At 46.9% G+C, this 20906-nt stretch carries 15 protein-coding genes; 6 read left to right on the forward strand and 9 right to left on the reverse strand.

Annotated features, from left to right (window positions below):
- Window positions 1-33: 33 nt before the first annotated feature.
- Window positions 34-1485 (reverse strand): alpha/beta fold hydrolase, encoded by a 1452-nt coding sequence (locus LJ740_RS04115; protein ID WP_229527773.1) that lies wholly within the window; start codon window positions 1483-1485, stop codon window positions 34-36.
- Between the two features lie 142 nt (window positions 1486-1627).
- Between LJ740_RS04115 and LJ740_RS04120 the strand changes: the two genes are divergently transcribed.
- A complete protein-coding gene (locus LJ740_RS04120; protein ID WP_229527774.1) occupies window positions 1628-3190 on the forward strand; it encodes a LytR/AlgR family response regulator transcription factor in 1563 nt (520 codons plus the stop codon).
- Here LJ740_RS04120 and LJ740_RS04125 read toward each other — a convergent pair whose 3' ends face one another.
- The 5 genes from LJ740_RS04125 to LJ740_RS04145 all read right to left on the reverse strand — a co-directional run bounded on the left by LJ740_RS04125 (window position 3191) and on the right by LJ740_RS04145 (window position 13531).
- Window positions 3191-3757 (reverse strand): DUF922 domain-containing protein, encoded by a 567-nt coding sequence (locus tag LJ740_RS04125; RefSeq protein ID WP_229527775.1) that lies wholly within the window; start codon window positions 3755-3757, stop codon window positions 3191-3193.
- A gap of 45 nt (window positions 3758-3802) precedes the next feature.
- On the reverse strand, window positions 3803-5731 hold the full coding sequence (gene recD, locus LJ740_RS04130; RefSeq protein ID WP_229527776.1) for an exodeoxyribonuclease V subunit alpha: 1929 nt from the start codon (window positions 5729-5731) through the stop codon (window positions 3803-3805).
- Window positions 5724-9326: an exodeoxyribonuclease V subunit beta gene (gene recB / locus LJ740_RS04135; RefSeq protein ID WP_229527777.1), complete on the reverse strand. Its 3603-nt coding sequence runs from the start codon at window positions 9324-9326 to the stop codon at window positions 5724-5726. Before recB ends, recD begins: the two co-directional genes overlap by 8 nt.
- Window positions 9323-12748 carry an exodeoxyribonuclease V subunit gamma gene (gene recC, locus LJ740_RS04140; protein WP_229527778.1) on the reverse strand — a complete coding sequence of 1142 codons (3426 nt, stop codon included), beginning with the start codon at window positions 12746-12748 and terminating at the stop codon, window positions 9323-9325. Before recC ends, recB begins: the two co-directional genes overlap by 4 nt.
- A 93-nt stretch (window positions 12749-12841) precedes the next feature.
- Window positions 12842-13531: a methyltransferase domain-containing protein gene (locus LJ740_RS04145; RefSeq protein WP_377307032.1), complete on the reverse strand. Its 690-nt coding sequence runs from the start codon at window positions 13529-13531 to the stop codon at window positions 12842-12844.
- Between the two features lie 120 nt (window positions 13532-13651).
- Here LJ740_RS04145 and xthA point away from each other — a divergent pair, with 120 nt between their 5' ends.
- Both xthA and LJ740_RS04155 read left to right on the forward strand, forming a co-directional pair.
- On the forward strand, window positions 13652-14458 hold the full coding sequence (gene xthA / locus LJ740_RS04150) for an exodeoxyribonuclease III (protein WP_229527779.1): 807 nt from the start codon (window positions 13652-13654) through the stop codon (window positions 14456-14458).
- A 17-nt stretch (window positions 14459-14475) separates the two neighbouring features.
- Window positions 14476-15120, forward strand: a complete 645-nt coding sequence (locus LJ740_RS04155; protein WP_229527780.1) for an energy-coupling factor ABC transporter permease — start codon at window positions 14476-14478, stop codon at window positions 15118-15120.
- Here LJ740_RS04155 and LJ740_RS04160 read toward each other — a convergent pair whose 3' ends face one another.
- From LJ740_RS04160 to yfbV, 3 genes are all read right to left on the reverse strand, one after another.
- Window positions 15121-16506, reverse strand: a complete 1386-nt coding sequence (locus tag LJ740_RS04160) for a GGDEF domain-containing protein (protein ID WP_229527781.1) — start codon at window positions 16504-16506, stop codon at window positions 15121-15123.
- 217 nt (window positions 16507-16723) lie between these two features.
- Window positions 16724-17281: a phosphoribosyltransferase gene (locus LJ740_RS04165; protein WP_229527782.1), complete on the reverse strand. Its 558-nt coding sequence runs from the start codon at window positions 17279-17281 to the stop codon at window positions 16724-16726.
- A 152-nt stretch (window positions 17282-17433) separates the two neighbouring features.
- On the reverse strand, window positions 17434-17880 hold the full coding sequence (gene yfbV / locus LJ740_RS04170; protein WP_229527783.1) for a terminus macrodomain insulation protein YfbV: 447 nt from the start codon (window positions 17878-17880) through the stop codon (window positions 17434-17436).
- 522 nt (window positions 17881-18402) lie between these two features.
- Here yfbV and trxB point away from each other — a divergent pair.
- The 3 genes from trxB to LJ740_RS04185 all read left to right on the forward strand — a co-directional run bounded on the left by trxB (window position 18403) and on the right by LJ740_RS04185 (window position 20868).
- On the forward strand, window positions 18403-19359 hold the full coding sequence (trxB, locus tag LJ740_RS04175; protein WP_229527784.1) for a thioredoxin-disulfide reductase: 957 nt from the start codon (window positions 18403-18405) through the stop codon (window positions 19357-19359).
- Between the two features lie 142 nt (window positions 19360-19501).
- Window positions 19502-20017: a hypothetical protein gene (locus LJ740_RS04180; RefSeq protein WP_229527785.1), complete on the forward strand. Its 516-nt coding sequence runs from the start codon at window positions 19502-19504 to the stop codon at window positions 20015-20017.
- A 2-nt stretch (window positions 20018-20019) separates the two neighbouring features.
- Window positions 20020-20868 (forward strand): tetratricopeptide repeat protein, encoded by an 849-nt coding sequence (locus LJ740_RS04185; protein WP_229527786.1) that lies wholly within the window; start codon window positions 20020-20022, stop codon window positions 20866-20868.
- Window positions 20869-20906: the final 38 nt, after the last annotated feature.

Here is a 20906-nt window from a genome sequence, read left to right on the forward strand (position 1 = left end):
AGACCTCCTTCTCATTGATTTGTAAGAATTTATTTATCTTTCCAAGGCAAAAACAGGCAAAGGTAACTGAATGGCTTGCCGGGATACAGGTTTGCCCAGCAAAAATTCCTTCATACGATTCAGGACATCTGGTGAACTGGTAAACAGATTATGTCCAGCATTGATCACCTTTATCTGAGTGACGTTGCGAAGACCACTCACTGCGTCGCTCTGCCCGTCAGGGTAAGTTCGGCCATCCAGGGTTCCGGTAAACAATAAGGTGGGAATATCGGCAACAGGCTTGCGGCGAAATTCCTCCCCCAAATCCAGTTGTGAGTCCAGTTTATTTAATGCTGGCATTGGGAAATTTAGGAATTGCCCTAATAGTGCGCTTTTAGCCTGAGCGTTTATTTCCTGCAGTTTTTCTGCACTGACGCCTGAGGCAATGTCCATCGCCAATGGCATTAGGGTGAAACTAATGGGCTCTGCGTCGAATATGCCCCGCTGCAAAACCTGTAACAACAACTCGGCGTTGCCTTTGTCCAGGTGATGATAAATATGAATCAAAAAAGTCAGGTAACGGCCCGGATCAGCAATCATTCTGCTGGCAAGCATCTGCATATGATAACGTTGCAATAGCATGGGTATCGCGGAACCATCGGGTTGTGGAATGGTCAGGGGTAATGGTTGCCGTTCCAGTTTTTGATGCACTCTTCGCATCAAAGCAGGCAAATCGGAGATATCAGTCCCAAGGGGTTGCTGATTTATCACCGTCTGAATTCTGGAAAAATAATCGTCTGTCAGTGCCGGCGATTTAACTGTTTGATTCAGACCCTCAGCGCTGGCAATCATGACTTTTTCTATCGTCTCAGGGAATAGTTTCATCGCACTGAACGCGAGGTGGCTACCATAGGAAATCCCCCATAAGACTACTTTTTCAGCGCCTAAATGTACTCGCAATTGTTCAATATCCCATGCATTTTGCTCTGTGGTGTAGCCATAGACATCTATACCCTGTTGCTTCCAGTAAGACAGGCATTCCAAAGCGGCTTTTTGATAACGGTGCTGAATTTCCTCATCTGACACTCGCTCAGTTAAGGCGATTTGTTGCCCTGAAGAACAGGTTTCTGCTTGCTCTGACTGGCCCGTGCCGCGCTGATCCAATGCGATGACATCCCCGAATTCTCGCAATGCCATAAACAGCGGATACCTCCGCCATTTTGCAGTGGCAATGCCCGAGCCACCGGGTCCTCCGGCCAGATATACAATGGGATGCCCTTTGGTCTTACCGGTTGCAGGAAAACGCACATAGTTAACACTAATCTGACGACTGTCAGGATTATTTCGATTTTCAGGCACCCTAAAAAAACCTTCATAAGCGGGACTGCTCTGGCCAGAATTGGATTTAAATTCAATCGCCGTTTCATTTTTTATCGGTCCTGAATGAGCCTGGACAGAAAACAAAATTAACATCAAGACGACTATAATAAGGTTATTTTTTCGCATATCATGACTCCTTTAAATTTTCTGTATTAGCTCCTTTAAGCCAGTTATTGGCCAGCAGAATTCGCTGATACCCCGCATAAAACAGGGCTGGCTTAGCCAACGGTAGGAATAATTCTACGAACGGTATTCGGACTCGATTTAAATGAACGACAGACAGTTAATGATTTGGTTATTTGTTTTCACGCTGAGTGGGTTAAACAGCAACCATGTTCACGCAAGTGCGTTTTTTACGCTGCCTTATAACAGTCCGGTTACCGTTTGCCCCTGGTCTGGTCAACCGGAAAGCCCGCCGGATTTCAATGCAACGCATTGCCAGACGACGCAACTGCGTCATATCGATCCACAAAAGACGATATTCTGGGTCCAGATTAAGTTTGATCTGGGCCAGTCTGCTGCCCAATTTACTCAGCCGCTGGGATTGTTTGTGTCTGCTAAAGCAGCCAGTTCAGTTTATTTGAATGGAACATTGCTGGGACACAACGGTCAACCGGCAGACACCAAAGCTGAAACTCCGGGCGCAATGGATACCGCTTTTCCTATCCCGGCGTCACTGTTAACCAGGTCAGAAAACAGCCTGGTTATGCTGCTTTCCGGGCAACATAGCATTATCTCACTGGATTATCCCGTGCATATAATCGGGATTGGCACATGGGGTAAATCAATTGATCAGATCCAACCTTATTTAATTGCTGGCCTGGTGTTACTGGGGGCTTTTTCGGTGGGTTTAGTCTATTTTTTAGTGTTGTGTTTTGGGCGCAACACAGCGCCGACAAAGATCCGCTTTCAATACCCAATGTTAGTCATTATGTGTTCGCTTGCGATGTTGCAGTTAAGTGCAGAATTGTCACGTGGATTGATTGAATACCCGTATCCCTGGCAAGATATTCGACTTATCACCATTACTGTATGCTCATATTGGTTTGGCGTCATGTTACTGTCTTATAACTCCATGAGAACTGCCCGAAAAAGAGCAATACACTGGATTTATCCCGGCAGTTGTCTCAGCTTGCTGGCAATAATCTTAGTGCCGAGCTTCGATGCCAAAGTCACCTTGGGAATATTGCTTCCGGTACTGTTTAACCTGGTACAAATTGCCTGTTACCTGCGTACACAAAATTCCCCGGAGTTAAGGCAAAGTCTGTTCATCCACCTGAGTATTGCGATTGTCATTTTCTTTAGTGCCAGTAGTTTTCACGAGTTTACTCATTTTGTGATTATCGCTGTGGTGCTGCTGGTAATTTTTATTCAGCAAGCCAGTGACTATAAAAAACAACAAAGTCAATTAAACAAGGAAAGCGCGCAAGTAGCCAAACTGGAGTTTCGATTGGCTCAGCAATCACAATATAACACCCCCACCAAATTGCAATTATCCTCGGCAGGCAAACTTGAACTCATTGATACGCCAGATATCGCCTACTGCAAAGCATCTGGTGACTATGTGGAGCTGCATTTGAAAAATCACCATGAAAAACTGTTTTCAGGTTCGTTAAAACAACTGGAAAACTTGCTACCTGATACCTTTTTAAGAGTACACCGGTCCTATCTGGTGAACCTGAATGAAGTGACATCATTGTTTTCTGAAAAACACAGCGAAAGCCCGCAACACTTTTTAGTTTTAAGCTCAAATCAGCATGTGCCCGTTAGCCGAAGACTGTTACCCCTGGTAAGAGACTCGTTGAAGTCAACGGCTATTTTAAGTAATTGATCACGGCTCCCGGCGACCGGTTATCACTGCGCCCTGAGTTTTGCCGTGTTGGGTTTCTGCATCATATTGTTTATTTAGTTGCTGATACTGGTTGATAATGGCATTTACTCGCTCATTGACAGCCACCTGCAATGCCTGGCAATCGGCAAAAATGTTAGGCTGTGACAGGAAATCATCAATGGCATTGGCCGCGTCAATTCCCAACGCCTGATGCCCTAATTCATGTTGCAGCAAAGCATCGTAAAACCGCGAAAACTGTGCGCTCAATTCGGTGTCATCTGCCTGTCCTTCAAGTTGCGGCAGCGTGATCACAATGGCCAGTTCGACACTGCGATCATTGACATAACAGCCGCCTGATAAATGTCGAAAACGATACAGAGGATTAATGTTCCACTGTGTTTTACCGTACCAGTGGCGGTTGTGCTTCTGGATAGGAGTACTGGCTCGCATGGCTTCCTGCAGTGTTTGTCCGGGTAACGGGTTCACTGCATAATGTCGGATTTCCTGGCTTTGTTTTACTGTTGCTAAAACCGGGTTAAATGGCGCTACTACACTACAAAGCAGCACAACCAGGCACCGAACTCTTGCTAAGCGTTTTCTGATCACCTTCGACTAACCTTTATTTGCCAATGCAAAGGCCAGCCCGGATGCCCGCAGACATCGTTGTTGCACCGCCTGTACAACTGCTGTTTCATCGCAAAACAGCATAAAACTACTCCGGGCACGGGTAACCCCCGTGTACAGTAATTCCCGATTGACCCGACCTTTTTCACCGGCCACAGACTCGGGTAAACACATCAATACATGCGCAAATTCCGATCCCTGGCTTTTGTGGGTCGTCATCGCATATAAGGTTTCATGTGAGGGCAACTGAGCGGGTAACAAGCTGCGAAACCCCTGTTCAGAATCCACAAACCATACCCGCAACAGGTCATCCTCATGTTGTTTATCACCCCGCATCACGATACCGATATCACCGTTAAACAATCGATTCTGATAATCATTACTGGTGATCATAATTGGCCTGCCGGCATAAAATTCATCGTCTACAGTAATTCTTTCGGCCTTCATCAACGCCTTGTGAATCAGAGAATTCAGCGTCTGCACTCCCCATTTTCCTTTGCGCTGAACTGCCAACACCTGCCATTGCGAGAGCACCTCAAAAGCCTTGCCAACAGCCCCTTCGTCAACGGCATCATGCAATCTTTCAAAGTGAGGCAAAATAGCCCTAATAAAATCCTGGTGATTGGCAGCAAATTGCCAGACAACATCATCACGCGATGATCTAAGTACATTTACTGTTTGCGATGTATCGCCGCTGTTAATGGCTTTAGCCAATGCACCGATACCGCTATCCGCGCCAAATCGCCAACTCTTTTGCAGATATACGATGTTATTAATAAAGGGGCTATGTACGGTTTCCGAAGCCTGTTGTTGTGCAGTAAGCAAAGCTGGCTGACGGGTCACGGCACTCAATTGCTGCAGCGCGTCAGGGGAATAAAAATTGCGCCCCGCTTTGAGGCTACATAGATCAGAAAATACCGAACCCACTTCCACGGATGCTAACTGATGACTATCACCCAGCAAAATCAACCGGCAGTGTTGCGGTAATGCGGCCAGCATTTTCGCCAGTAACGGCATATCAATCATTGATGCCTCATCCACCACTAACACATCCACGTTGAGGGGATGCTGACTATTGTGTCGAAAAAACACTGAACCAGGCATTGGCCCCAGTAAGCGGTGAATGGTGCTACATTCTGATGGAATGTTAGTGGAATTACTGGGCAGTTTTGCGATTGCACCGGAAACGGATTCCGTCAGGCGGGCAGCAGCTTTTCCTGTTGGTGCCACCATTTTAATAATGGGTTGCTTGCCGCCCTGCTGTCGACTTAGCTCACACAAAGACCACAGTATGCGTACCACTGTCGTGGTTTTCCCGGTGCCGGGACCACCCGCGATTACCGCAACGCCGCGCAGGCAAGCCAGCGCTACCGCGGTTTTCTGCCAGTTAATCTCCTCATCTTCGGTAACTGATGAATAAAGTTGCTGCAGGCAGTCGGCGACAGCCTGTTCGCTGTAGGGTGTTGCAGCGAGTGTCGTCAACTTCTCAGCTATCAGGTACTCGTATTGCCAATATCGGCTGAGATACAAGCGGTTCTGCGCTAATTTAAATAACCCTGACTGCTGCACAGCACTCTCTGTAAATAGTTGCTTTATTTTTTGCGCTTCAGGGAAAATGAAATCGGGTAAAAAAGGTTGCTGAATTAACGTTAAATCCAGGCACACATGCTGCTGACCTAATTGTTCGCTGAGCAGAGCTGCGGTCATCGCCAGTAACATTGCGTTGTCATTGGGTGTGTGTAACTCCCCAGAGCCATAGATCTGTTGCACCACATAAATTGCAAAGCTGCGATCAATTTCACGGATTTTTTGCCGTTCCAGCAAGCGATTTAACGGCGTCGTAAGGGCGGATTCCTGCCGGGATGAATTGTCATGCTGACGGAGACTGTAACGCCCAGGCTTCACCACATTATTCATGTTCGAATACTCCTTCAAATAAACTATCCAACGCCAAAATAAGAGATTCAGGAGGTGTAACAGTAAAGACACCACATTCCGGATAATGCGGGCTCATCCCTCTGAGAAACAAATACTGCGCCCCGCCAATATGGCGTTGATAAGCATAATCCTTCAGTCGATTTTTCAGATAACGATGCAACGCCACTGAATAGAGTACGGCCTGCAAATAGTAGTCGTGGTGCAACATTACCTGATGCAGTTGCTCGGGTTGGTAATCTTCAGGGGTTTCGCCGAGAAAATTAGATTTGTAGTCAGCCACAAAAAACTGGCCCCGGTGAAGATAAATCAGATCCAGATAACCTTTTAGCATCCCATTCAGCTGATTCAAATGATAATGACCAGCCAGGTCTGGTTGCCATGACTGAATTAACGTATTGAATTGTTTAACATTTACCTGATTCAAAGGCAAAAAGAACTCCATTTCAGTTAACTGTTGCCGCCGCGGCAGATCCCATAAGCGCAATGCCTCTTCGCCACCCGACAAAGGACTTTGCAGGGCCTCGACCAACCAGTCTGTAATGGCTGGGATATCCGATTCCGCCACACTGTATTTTTCAGCATATGCATGACACTGTGCGGTGATAGTCTCCGGTTTATCAAATTCACAGTGCTCCAGCACTTCATGCAAGAACGACCCGGCAGCCGCCCCTCTGGTGAAGCGAAAGCGCATAGCCAGCTCCGGGGCCAACACCGGGTGTTCAGACTCCTGCTGTTCGCCAAGACTACCTACCTCATCTGATTGTATCACTGCTTCATCGGCGGCCTTTAACTCCTCCTCAACAGCGAGGGACGCCACTTCCAGTTGTCTCGTACGGGATATCGCACTGTAGCTGGTCAACAACCAGGTTTGCTGAATGCCTTTTTGCAACTGTTTACAGGACAACGACTGTGTATCTGACGAAACGGGTGTAAAAGCATGTACCTCTTCCAGTTGAGCCTTACTCACAAGGTCAATGTTTACCGGTTGACCTTGCAACCGCTGCTCAATACGCATAATAATTTGCGCGGCCAGTGACGCCTGGTCAGTCTCAAAATCCAAAAGACGTCCGATAGCCGTAGAGGCAAAACCGGAGGTACCGCTTCTTGCTGACAAAGTATTGTTCCATACCCCTAACCAGCAGTGAAATTCAGCCCGGGTTACCGCAACATAAAACAATCGGATATCTTCAGCTAAACGCTCCTGTTGTTGTCGGGTTTTCAATGTTTCGTCATTTTCAATATTGTATTGAAGCCCTTGCTCTTCATCGTGGTAGAAGCCGCCACCACTGTCTTTGAAACGACTGGTAAAGGGCAACATAACTATCGGATATTGCAGTCCTTTGGAAGCGTGAATGGTACACACCTGCACCAGGTTTTGATCGGTGTCCAGGCGCCATTGCGTGCCCTCAATACCATCCGCTGCAAGCAAGTCGGGATTGGCAATGCGTTCTTCAAACCACAATATCAGCGGAGTTTTACCTTCTACCCGACCACTTTGAAATTGCAGGATTTCATTAAGGTGTCGCAAATCCGTTACACAGCGATGATGCTCCGGGTTATGTGCCATAATGCGCTTGTATAGTTCGAACGCCTGAAATACATATTCCAGCGCGGCCATTACGCCTTGCCATGACCAGATTTCAAAAGCGCGATTAAATGTTTGCAGAACCGATTGCCATTGCATGACATTCTGATTCAATGTCATCAGTTCATCCTGTTCGTAGGCAAACAGACCGTCCAACAATGCTGCTTTAATGGCGGTTTCAGACTTGTAACCTACAATGGCTTTTAACAGCAGTAACAAACTGTAGGCCACCGGACTTTTTAACACCGTATCCTTGCGCAAAAACACGCTGTCTATCTGCCGCTGGCGCAGTGCCTGTTGAATCAGTTGCGCTTCAAACCTGTCCCTAACCAGCACACAAATATCAGAGGCGGCAATTGCCTGACCGTCAATCTGCATTTTCGCCAGATAAGTACTTATCTGATTGGCGCAGACCTGAGCCATATCGTGAGAACTCTGGCCCCATTTTACAGCCACAGGTATGCCTTTTTTATCCACACTATCGGGTAAAACCGCCAATTGCATTGCCGGTACCATTGCACCATCCAGCAAGACTGGTTTTGCCTGTTTACCGGCTTCAACAGCATGAAACGGCATATCTTCGTGCATAAATCCGCTTTGACTTTGGGCAAATAATTGATTCACCGAGGCCACCAGTTGCGGTTGAGAGCGCCAGTTGGTAGACAAGGTATAGCGGGACATTTCAGGGACAAAATGTCTCGCCGACAGGTAAGTATGAATATCGCCGCCACGAAAACTGTAAATAGCCTGTTTAGGATCACCTATCATGATCAGCGCGCGATGCTGCGATGCTGCATCGTGTGCATACAAGGCCTTAAAAATAGCAAACTGAGTTTCATCGGTATCCTGAAACTCATCCACTAACGCCACCGGATATTTATCCTGAAGGAGCGTTTTCAGGTGCTGTTGTGCTTGCCTGGAATCCTCCGACAGGGCTAAATGCAACCGCGTTAACAGGTCATCCGGACTCAGTTCGGCATTTTGTTGCTTTTGTTTTTGCAAATGATTGCGAAAAAACAACAGCGCATCCCAAAAGAAATACTGTTGCCGGGCACTGCTGACCCTGGCTTCCTGTTCAGCCAAATTTTCAAAACGCGAAAAGGCGCTTGTATCAATTTCCGCAGACGACTTTTTGCGGGCTTTTTCAACCTTGTCAGGTGACAAAGTTAACCAACCATCATTCCCTAAATCCGGTACAGCCGCTTCGCCGGCGGCGAACAGTGCCATCCCTTCTAAAAATGCAGCCTTACTGATTTTCGACCTCGCGTTAAGGTCTGCCTCTGCTAACATCCGCGAAATTTGTTTTTCCTGCCACCAGCTTTTCGTTTCCCGTAAAGCCTCATCATACCCCTGTTGTACTTTGTGCCACTGTTGGTGGAGCGCTTCCGGGTTTGCGTCGCCGATATCCCGAAATAATACCGGGCGCATCTGTTGAATCAGATTTTCAGGTTTCGGACATTGTTTTAAATACCAGCGCAATGTCGCTTCCGATAATCCGGCCACGCGGATACGCCAATAGTCGCTACTGGCCTTTTTCAGCAAGGCGCTGTCATCCAGAGACAATGTTTCCTGCCAGGCTGCACCACTTTCAAAGGCATGTTCACTTAATACTCGCTGGCAAAATCCATGAATAGTAAACACGCTGGCCAGGTCCATTTCCTGAGACGCGATGAGTAAACGCTGCTGCGCCAGCGCCCTGTCCGGTAAAACATCAATTAATGTCTGGATGAACTCATCATCGCTTTGTCCCAGAACAAAATCTCGCCAGGCCTGACGAATTCGGGCCAAAATACGATCTTTGAGTTCCGCTGTCGCAGCATTGGTAAAAGTCAGAATGAGAATTTGAGCCACGTTCAGTGGCTGACATTGGTGCCCCAGGATCAGTCGCAAATACAGATTGCTGATGGTATAGGTTTTACCGGTACCGGCACTGGCTTCAATCAGTGCATTCTGATCTAATGGAAATGTCGTGATATCCAGTTTTTTCATTGCCATTGCTCCCTGGCAAGAATGGGTTGAAACAGTTCGTCTGCCAGTTGCGCAAACTCCGGCCAACATTCCTGCAACGCCGGATAAACACGAGCATTGTGAGGTTCGTCCGCTTCTCCGGGTAAAAACTGGCTGCCGATATAGGCGAAATGGGTTTTCGCCTCATCGTGCGTGTCAGCCCATTGCAGCGCGGTTTTTGGAAAGAAAGGCAAACAACGCACCTGCCCGACGAGCATAATGGTAATGAGTTTTTGCAATTCCTGACTTGCTTCTTCCATGGTTAAAGGGTCGAAAAATATGGATTTGTCCAGAGCTAAAAACCAACCTTTACTCTGGCGCTGTGCGGCAGCACAGTACAAACACCAGGTCATCCAACAGCTTAACCGGTCTGTGGCGCTGAGTTTGCCGGGCCGGTACAATATCATATCGTTGTTAGGCGCCAACGGTATCGCGCCCTGCAGTTCAACATTTACCCCCAGTACCGCAACCTGAGTAAAAATCCATTGGCTGTTCAGTTGGGTATCAGCCTTGCCCGTGATAGCTTCTAATTTGGATTTGAGTAATTGCGCCCGATCACTGAGTTCGCTTTGCTCCAATAACTTCAGGTTACCGATGGGCAATTGCCCTTGCTGCTCAAGAGCCAGCAACACAGAAGACTCAGAAGATCCTTGCAGCAATTGCTGTGTTGCCTGATACCGGGCCAGATTATCCAGATACAATGGCTCATCATCATGTAGCCCTTCCTGCAAGCTCGGAAACTGCGTTTTCCAGTAACTTTTGAACCAGGCCCGCACCGGATTGCGATAAAACTGTATCAAACCGGACAAGTCTGACTGTTGATTTGCCGCTAACAGGGCCTGTATTTCAGGGTAATCCTCAAGCCACTTTGTCAGCGCAGCGATGTCCAGTTGCGATGCGCGACAGAAGCTTACCGGCACAGGCTGTTGTTGCAGCGTATCGGCGACCTCAAACATGGTCTTGTCGTAGGATTGCGGCTGCTTCGCTGAAAAATAGCTTTTATCCCAGGGTTGCAATGGATGTGTTTTGAAAATATGTGCCCTGATGGCCTGCTCAGCGTCATCCACACTGCGCACCATATCGGCTTCCAAACAGGCTGTTTGCTGGCAATAAGCCAATAACTCCGACACTAAAATAGACGGCTCTTTGACTTCATTGCTCTTGTCATCCCGCCCCTGATAACTGAGGTAAAACTTATTTCGGGCTGATAACATGGCTTCCAAAAACAGGTAGCGATCATCCAGACGGCGGGAACGGTCGCCTTTGCGAGGTTGTGAACGACTGACCAAATCAAAACTGATCGGTGTGGTTTGTCTGGGGTACTCGGGTTCATTCATGCCGAGGATGCAAACGTGCCGGAAAGGAATACTGCGCATCGGCATCAGGGTGCAGAAGTTTAGTTTACCGGCTAAAAAGCGCTGTCCTACACCGGACTCATTCAGTGCGTCTTTCAGCATTTCCACAAATACCTGTTGACTGACTAAGCCTTGATAATGCTGCCCCTGCCCTTTGAGTTTTGCCACCGTCTCTTTGAGTTTTTGCAAACGATATTCATCGTCGGCTTCAACCTGGTAAAAACAATCCAGTACTGCCAGCGACTCAGATACTTTTCGCTCCAGCCCATGGGAACATCGACAAAACGCTGTCAACGCACGCAAGTCTTCCACAAAAGCCAGTAGCAGTCCCAGTGATTCTGTCAGTTGCCCTTCCACTTCATTGAAGGGTAACGTGCCCCCCATCAGCGATTCTTCGCCCGGATGGGCATAACCCGCCAACAGGCGTTGCAAACCAAAAACCCAGGTATTTTGTTGCTCTTCCGGCAAGTCCCAGTGTTGCTTTTCCAACCCGGACCAACCCCATCTGACTCCAGCCTGATAGCACCAGCGATGAAGTGCCTGTATGTCGTCCTGTTCAATCCCATAACGCGCAGCAATTTCCGGTACTTTGAACAATTCAAACACTTCACTGAGTGTCATTCTGGCGTTTTCCAGAGACATCAGCCGCAAAAAGCTCTCCACCAGACTATCTTCCTGTGCCTGGCTACGGTCAGAAATTGCAAAGGGCAAACCGCCTTGCTGTGCCAGTTCCTTGCTGATCAGTGGCCTGGAAAACACCGCCTCGATAAGCGGCGCATACACGGCCACATCCGGCATCATAACGATAATGTCGCTTAGATCACTTACATCACCGTTATCAAACCAGTGACAAATCTGATCCCTCAGCACCTCTAATTCCCGTAATCGGGAATGGGTAGCATGGATCTCAATGGAGTGATCATCCTCCCGCAAGATTTGCTTGGCGTGTTTTCCGTTGTTCTTTAACAAATCCGCCACTGACAGCGGCTGTCGGCTTCCCCGAAAACTCAACTGAAAGACCTCTTTTTGCACCCAACCCAGTAAATGCGATTGTTCGGGTGCCTGGAAAAGATCCTCCTGCAGCGGCTCTAAATCCGTTAACAGGGAAAGAAAATCTCGTCCGGGTTTACCCCAGGACGCCAGCAATGGATTCCCGACATCAGAAAGCGCAAACGCCTGCTGTTGTCGTATTTGCTGTTTCTCGTCAGGCTCGTCGAACAACGATAATTGCTGCTTCTGATACTGTTTGCTGTCGACCACATCCGCCCAATAGTGCTCTGACGGATTAAACCAAAAAATATAAACTTCGCGGCTCTGACTCAATGCCTGTAAAATTTGCAACTGCTGTACCGGCATCGATGAAATTCCGAATACATACAGCGCTTTATCAACCTGCCCGGTAGCTTTGTTAAGTTGTTCCAGCAGGGCATCGTGCATATTGGCTCTGTGCCAGGGAGACTCACCCGCCTGCTGTGTAAACTGACTAATTGCCCGCCATAACACAGGTTGCCATGCCTGAGCGCCAATATTGACATCAGGAAGTTGGTTTTCGCCCCTCTCCCAGGCCTGAATCCACTCGGGTCGATACATCAAATATTGATCGTAGACATCGGCAATTTTCGCACTTAATTGGTAGGCCTTAGGCAGTTCAGCTAAATCCGCTTCTGCACTGTCGCCGATGTAATTTTTGACATCTTCAAATTCGGGTTGCGCCAGTAATTGCGGCAACAGTTGCAGGATTTTCCAGGTTAAAAATTGTTTGTTAAACGCCGACTCATCCGGTAAATCCTCGATACTGGCCTGGTATAATTGCCAGATAAAACTGGATGGCAAAGGAAACTCAATATTGGCTGCAATATTGAGGGTGTTGGCGATATTGATCTTTAACCATTGAGACATCCCCGGGCTTTGCACAAGGATGGTATCAGGTTGCAGTAAGGCCACCAGGTCTGAATCCGAACCTTGTTCTTCAAAGGTTTGCAGCGCCAATTTCTGCAATAGGCTGGCCAGCAGTAATTCCATTTTATTTGACTGGATCAGGTGTAGCATCGCGTCGTTTTTCTGAATTATTATAGGCCTAAAGCTTAACACAGCTTTTTGACGAACCAGGTATCTATTCTGAACAGGCCAATTCTGAATATCTCAGCTGTTGGCAATAAGAAACACCACATCCTTATCCACCAACTGCATAGCCAGACCAAACTGTTGCGCCAGCCATTGAAATGTTGCTTCGGAATAAAAACAAATATGAGTGGGATCGTTTTTGTAGTGCCAGGTGGCAAACGCCGATTTGTCCAAAACGCGTTTGGTCATGATGGCTATCACCCCCTGCGGTTTGAGACTTTGTTGTAACTGCACAAACAAATCAGCGGGACTGGCGATATGCTCCAGCACCTCAGTCATAACAATAAAGTCATACTGGCGATGTAAAAGGCCGGGATTATGATGATAGAACAGGTCGTAGTTCGCCACGGTTAAGCCTTGCTCTAGCGCCATCTGGCTTAAAAAAGCGCCTTCACCACAACCAAAATCCAGGCCGGACAATTCCGCTAATGGCCGGCTTTTGCTCTGGTAATAATCTACAAGCGGTGCCAGTGTTCGGTTTAAAAAACGCCGATAGCCCCCATCCAGTTGCGTATTGTCGTGTTTGTCGTATTCGGCCTTTTCCAATGCCGGACTGAGAAAGAATTCAGGCAGAACAAATACCAGGTGGCAGTGCTGACAGTGCCAGTAATGACGGCGTTTATCCTGCCAGTAAAACTCCGTACTGACAGATCCACACAATGGACATGAATAGTGTGGCTTCATGTTGACCTGTTCGATGCGGTTCATGATTTGCGAAATTTTATTTATATCCTTACACAATTTGCTGATGAATCAACGGGCTTTTCCCTGTCAACCTTCGGCCTTGTTTGTTAGCATAGGTTCATCGAATCTTTGCTAAATTATCTGATGAAGTACATTTCTTTTAATATCAATGGCCTCAGAGCCAGACCCCATCAACTTGCCGCTTTGGTAGAAAAGCATCAACCGGACATTATCGGTTTACAGGAAATTAAAGTACACAATGATATGTTTCCGAAAGAGGAAGTTGAAGCCTTAGGGTATCACGTTTTCTATCACGGCCAGAAAAGTCATTATGGTGTCGCCATGATGTGCAAACAGCAACCGCTGGAAGTGCAATACGGATTCCCAACTGACGACGAAGACGCACAGCGTCGCATGATTATGGTAACGATTGAAGATGAACGCGGCGAAAAAGTCCGGGTGCTCAATGGTTATTTTCCCCAGGGGGAAAGTCAGGACCACGAAATCAAATACCCGGCGAAACGCAAGTTCTACGCCGACCTGATGAACTATTTGGGCAGTCACCACACTCCTGAAGAAAATATCATCGTAATGGGTGACATTAATATCTCCCCTACCGATCTGGATATCGGCATCGGCGAACCAAACCGTAAACGCTGGCTAAAAACCGGTAAATGCAGCTTTTTGCCGGAAGAAAGAGAGTGGTTGGGCCGCTTGATGGACTGGGGCTTCCATGACAGCTACCGAGAGCTGAATCCGGAAACATACGACCAGTTCAGCTGGTTTGACTACCGCTCACGTGGATTTGACGATAACCGGGGTCTGCGTATTGATGTCATACTGGGTACCAAATCTATGCAGCCCAACCTGGTTGAGTCCGGAATTGATTATGAACTCAGAGGCATCGAAAAACCCTCTGATCACGCTCCCATCTGGACTACCTATAAATAACAAAGGCATTAGTGATAATGACCCTGATTCAAGTCATTGCCCTGGTCGCCTGGCTGGCACTGCTGGTATTTACCCTTAAAAATGTCAATATCAGCAGATTGATAAGTGAACGCAAAGTGCAGCATTTTGTTTTTGGCAGTGCTGCCTGCCTGTTTACCCTTTGGTGGTTCCGTACTGGTATATACGACGGATTAAACGTTCATTTTTTATGGCTGACCGCCTGCGTATTGCTGCTGGGGTTGCGTTGGGCGCTTATCAGCTCCTCGCTGGCCCTGTTGGGTTTGACGCTGGTTGGCCTGGAAAAATGGTCGATGCTCGGTGTGAACGGATTATTGTCTGTGGTCGCACCGCTCACCTTGAGTTACGCGATTTACTCACTGGCCTTCCATCGCTTGCCAAAGCACTTTTTTATCTATGTCTTCGTCTGTGGCTTTTTCGCCGGGCTTGCCAGCCTGGTGCTGAAAATGGGCTTACTGGGTGGCTATTACAGTTTGGCCGGCGTTCACAGTTGGGATATCGTTCAGGACAACTACCTTATTCTGATCCCCCTACTGTTATTTCCGGAAGGTTTACTCAACGGCATGACCATGACACTGCTGATCATCTATAAACCTCATTGGGTCTATACCTTCCATGATAAGTTTTATATTGATGGCAAGTAGTTATACCGTACACACCTGATTTTTACCCTGCGATTTCGCCTGATAGAGAGCCTTATCCGCTCTTTCTAACAGGCTTTCCAGATCATCACCTGGCTGCATTTCAGTCACCCCAAAACTGGCGGTGAAATGAGGAATATCAGTGGCTTTGGCTGAATCCAGCATGCTGCGGATTTTTTCAGCGATTGCGACACTTTTTTGCAGGTCACAGGCTTGCAATAACAACACGAATTCTTCTCCGCCAAGTCGAAAAACCATATCGCTCTGGCGGATCAGACTATGAATTTCGCAGACCAGCTGCTGTAACACCTTGTCACCAACATTGTGCCCTAATTCGTCGTTAATGTGTTTAAAGTTATCGATGTCTAATAAGATAATACTGGATACCTGCTCCGGGTTCATTTTAGCCAACAATGCGGTCGCCGCCTGCTCCCATTTGTGGCGATTGTAGGCCCCGGTTAACTTGTCTGTTGTCGCCTGGCGGATCAACGCTTCCTCGATGCCCTCACGATGTACAACGGCTTCAGAATAACGACTCATCAGGCGATTAATATCTTTAGCCAGTTTGGCCAGCTCATCCCTGCCCTTGGGGCTCAATTCTGATGTGGCAATAGTTCCTTTCTGACCAGAAATAGACTGATGCAATCGGTCTATCTGATGATTAATATGGCGCATTCTCTGGCGGAAAGAGACAATAATTAACAGAGTCACATTGATGCCAATTAAAAAGGCACTAATACCCAGGCCACTATTTACGTAAAAAAACCGGGTTTCATGCTCTTCAGCCTGAGCACTAATATCAAGGGAAATCGCCTCCACTTCCCGCAAGACCTGAATGGCTTTGTCATCCAGTGATTGTGCCTGTTGTTCCAGTAGTGCCCATTGCTGATCTGACAGTGTTCCTGTTTGATTGAACAGCACCTGACTGGCATGAGTCTGAAAAGCTTCCCGGGCAGCTTCGAACTGATCAAACGCTGCCAGTATGGCCAGATGTGCAGATTTCTTTTTGACGATTTTGCCCTGCTCCAGCCCTGATTTGATCACCTGGGTAAGTTGCTGAATTTGTTGCTCTAACGCCGTCGAAAAGGCTTTGAACTTTTGTTGCATGGCCTGTTGCAGGGTGACGCTGCTGTTCCCCGCCAACTTCAACTCATAGTGCAGGCGTTCCATAAAAATGTGCTGTTCCAGCTGCAACACCTCGATTTCAGCAGCAATCTCAGAGATAGGTACATCAATGTGAGCCAATTCCCGGATTTCCTGACTAATTACCCGTAATTGCACAATCGAATACAACACCAATGCCAGGATAAAGGTCAGTAATACCGCAGAAAGCCCGCCGATTTTGCGGGTGATGGATTCGTCTAACCAGTGAAAAAGTCGAACAGCCATGTGGATTCTCTGAACAATAACCTTGTTATGATAACGGCCTTTTAGCAGTGCTGCCAATGTCCCAGGCTGGCAAACTACAATTAGCAGCTTTTGACTGCACTTTGCTTCACATTTTCATCAAAAATCTACAAAACTCTGCCTGAAAAACAACAAAGCCGCTTCTTTGAGCGGCTTTGTGGGAACAATGCGATCTTTGAACTACAGGGTGTTTTTTGTGTTACAGGATCACATCCAGAACATTGGCAATATCGGATTTACCCTCGCGAATTTCATCTTTCGTTAAACCCGATAACTCGTGAGGAAATACCAACCACTCAGCAGTTTCATGCACATAATAATCAGGAGTGATATTGGTTTTGTTATTGCTTGGCTTGTACCAGGGGGTTGCTATTCTGATATCTTTAGGTGTATTGAGTCGCATCAACTTTTTAGTTTGCTCAATCAGCGCGGCAATACTGCGCCCCGAATCAAACACATCATCAACTATCAGTAAACCATCATCAGCATTGGCATTTTCTACCAGATATTGCAGACCATGCACTTTAATGGTTTTCGATTGCTGGTTAATGCCATAGTAAGATGAAGTTCTTACAGCAATGTGATCCGTGTGTACTTTTTTGTAGTCAAAAAACTCCTGTACAGCAATACCAACCGGTGTGCCACCGCGCCAGATACCTATGATAAATTGCGGCCTGAAACCGTCTTTATACACCTCTGCCGCCAGACGGAAGGAGTCTTCCAGCAACGATTGGGCAGTAATAAAATGCTTATTCATTATGCGATCCAAATATCGATATGATTGAATATATTCAAAATTAGTAGGGTAAGAGTAATGCCTAACACACGGAGTGTCGAGTTAATGGCAGACAAGCGAGTTAATTTTGCACAAAATTGGAGCAGTGCGCCCCAGGTCGGTTCTTACGCCCATCAAAACAACTGCCTGGTGAACACTTTATCCAGTTCTTCGAAGGCGGTTTTGAGTAGTTGCGCTAACTCTTTGTAGCGGGGACGAGCCTTAGCGGATTGCAATTCGCAACCTTGTTGACGCATTTTGGTGTGTATTTCCTGATACCAGCCTTTGATAGCAGGCGGTAACGATTGCTTTGACCGATGACCCAGCCACATCAAACCTTGCAACGGCAAGCTCATAAAAAAAGCGGCAATTGCAATGGCCTGAGGAGCGTACTCAGCACCATGAATATTGATCAGCGAAGCGGCCGCTATCACGGCGGCTGGCGGCATAACCTTAATGGCAAACTCAGTGGCAAGCACGACTTTGCCGTCGGGAAACAATGAAAATAGTTGCTTCTGTCTTGGCCAGACTTTCATGTATTCCTGACCATCTCGCAAAATGGTACCGAAACTATGTGCCATGAACACTACCTCTTGCCGGTTGATGATACTAGGCGCCTGCGACATTAAATCGTTCAGACGCCTTAACCAGAGCCTGTTTTTCTTTAATGCATATAAATAATAGAACGAATTTCGTGCGAAAAAGTTCAACAGGCTTCTCTAATATTACCTTTATATCGGAAAAGCTGCCAAAAATTATTAATCACAATAATTGATTGCTTGTAACGATTTTTATCAATTGCGGAATATCAGGGAAGATTTAAACTCCGTGGGTACAGATAAAGTTTTGAAATGAAAACTCACTCTTGATTTAACAAGTTTCAACCCAACATCGTCACAAATTAGTTGGGAACCAAACAAGCGAAAGTCAGGTCCTGACAGGCAACACATTTTATGCTTCTGATGTTTTCAGAAGCACCCGGACAATACACAGGCCGGAATTAGAACCGACCGGGCAGTGAGATGAACTCAGGCCGCCAGCACCTCGCCGGCCACTTCAAGCTTACTCTGCCGGCACAGATTACAGTCACTTTGGAGATAACGATGTCAGAAGCCAGACATGTTAAATTATTGATTTTGGGTTCAGGCCCAGCAGGTTATACCGCCGCGGTTTATGCGGCCCGAGCCAACTTAAACCCGGTATTAATTACCGGTATTCAGCAAGGCGGACAATTAACCACCACCACAGAAGTTGAAAACTGGCCCGGCGATCCAGAAGGCCTGCAAGGTCCGGATCTGATGGTGAGAATGCAACAACATGCAGAAAAATTTGATACCGAAATCATTTTCGATCACATCAATGAAGCAGATCTGAAGCAACGCCCCTTTCGCTTAAAAGGCGATGTGGGTGAATACACCTGTGACGCATTAATTATTGCCACCGGCGCATCAGCAAAATACCTGGGCATGGAAAGCGAGCAAGCCTTCATGGGTAAAGGGGTTTCGGCCTGTGCTACCTGTGACGGTTTCTTCTACAAAAACCAAAAGGTGGCAGTGATCGGTGGCGGCAATACCGCCGTGGAAGAAGCGCTATATTTGTCTAACATCTGCTCCGAAGTGCACGTAATCCACCGCAGAGATACGTTCCGCGCAGAAAAGATCCTGACACAACGCTTACTGGACAAGGCAGAAAATGGCAATGTTACCCTACACCTGAACAAAACACTGGATGAAGTGTTAGGTAATGACATGGGTGTAACAGGTGTGCGTATCAAAGATACTCAGTCTGACACTACCGAAGATCTGGATGTTATGGGGCTATTCGTTGCTATTGGGCATCAGCCTAATACCAGCCTGTTTGAGGGTCAGTTAAACATGGAAAATGGCTACCTGAAAATCAACAGTGGTTTGAATGGAAACGCCACCCAAACCAGCATCGCAGGTGTTTTTGCCGCAGGTGATGTGTGTGACCATGTTTACCGTCAGGCGATTACCTCTGCGGGTACCGGATGTATGGCGGCACTTGATGCTGAAAAATATCTGGACGCCCTAAACGATTAGTCTTTATCCTCAGCAGCGCCTGTGCAAACAGGCGCGCTTTTCTGTTCGTCCCCCTTCGATTAAATCTCACTTTTTCTGGAATTTTCTTACCTAAATAGTCTATTCTTAATGGAATAAAAGTTTCATTGGATGAGGCATTGCTATGATCACCTTAAACCCCGAGACACTGGACTCTCTGAGTGCATTTTTCCAGTATGGCGTCCCCGGCATTGCCGCCATCTGGTTGTTCCTGTGTTATTCAATTATCACCCGAACTCAAAACAAAATTCACGAGGCCAGGGTCTTAGCAGCAGACAAAAAAGCCAGTTATGTCAAAACCCAACTGTTTTTGGCTGGCGCATTTATCGTCATATCGACGCTATTGTTTATTCCCAGTGTGTTGTACGTTTACATGAGTCCGGCCAGTAAAATAGCGATTTCTGTCAGGCCTTATCACGCCGATGACACACCGGTATTTGTTAGCAATGTCAAAGCCGATCTCGACGACGATGGGCGGGGCTTCGTATTTTTAAAAAATAACGCGTTGGTCCAATTTGAAAATAAAACCGTCGTCAGGCAACAAAGTATCATTCAGCAGAAAAACTTTGAGATCAGTAGTCTGAAAAAAGACCTGGTGCTTGAAAAGGCTAAATTTAACTCACAATTTGGGGCATTTTGATCATGAAAATGGCTCTTATACTGCTAACCCTGAGTTGTCTGGCGACAGCGCAATCATCTGATGAAGCGTCAAACTCAACGAAATCATTTAATTATTATTTCCAGAATGCTAAACAGGCCTATAGCAATGATAACTTTGATGTCGCTACCGGTTTGATAGAGCAGTCGATTCAGGTAAGCGCTTCACCAACGCAAAGAATTGACGCCTTAAATGCGGCCGGTTGGATAGCATTCTCCAAAGGCGATTACGAACAATCCAGGATACGCTACGCTGAGGCCGAACAGGTTGAGAATGTGCCCCTTGAGTACCCCACCAAAGGTAAGCTGCAATACAACAAAGCAATTTTAGAATACGTTGCCGGAGATTTAGATAAAGCCAGGTTGATGTTTAATCAGGAAGGTATGGTTGAGTCCCCCACCAGCCAACTCTTTTTGCAATCTATCGCCAAGGATGAAATAAAACATGAAATCAATCAACACATACAACAAGGTGTGTTGTACCGATATGAAAAGAATTTCGCTAAGGCCATCGAAAGTTACGACAAGGCATTGGGCCTCGCTCCTCAGAATGTAGAAGCACTGGAATTTAAGGGCTATGCATTACTGAGATTAGGCCAACTTGAAGAAAGCCAGGCAACACTTGCCCAGGCATACAAAATAGATCCTTACAGGTACAACACGGTACTGAACGCCTTAAAAGTTGCCTGCCTGCGCAGTGATACAGATCACATTAAAAAGCTGGTGAGTGAAAACGCCCTGATATTGCAAAATAACAAAGCAAACCTGCAGCATGACAAAGAGCTACAGCGAATGTGTGGAGAAAAATTCAGCACGATCGTGGCAGCGCTGTAAACTCATAAAATTTCATCGAATAACTGGGTCTACAATTC

The sequence above is a fragment of the Planctobacterium marinum genome, from assembly GCF_020687805.1.
GTDB classification, from domain to species: Bacteria; Pseudomonadota; Gammaproteobacteria; order Enterobacterales; family Alteromonadaceae; genus Planctobacterium; species Planctobacterium marinum.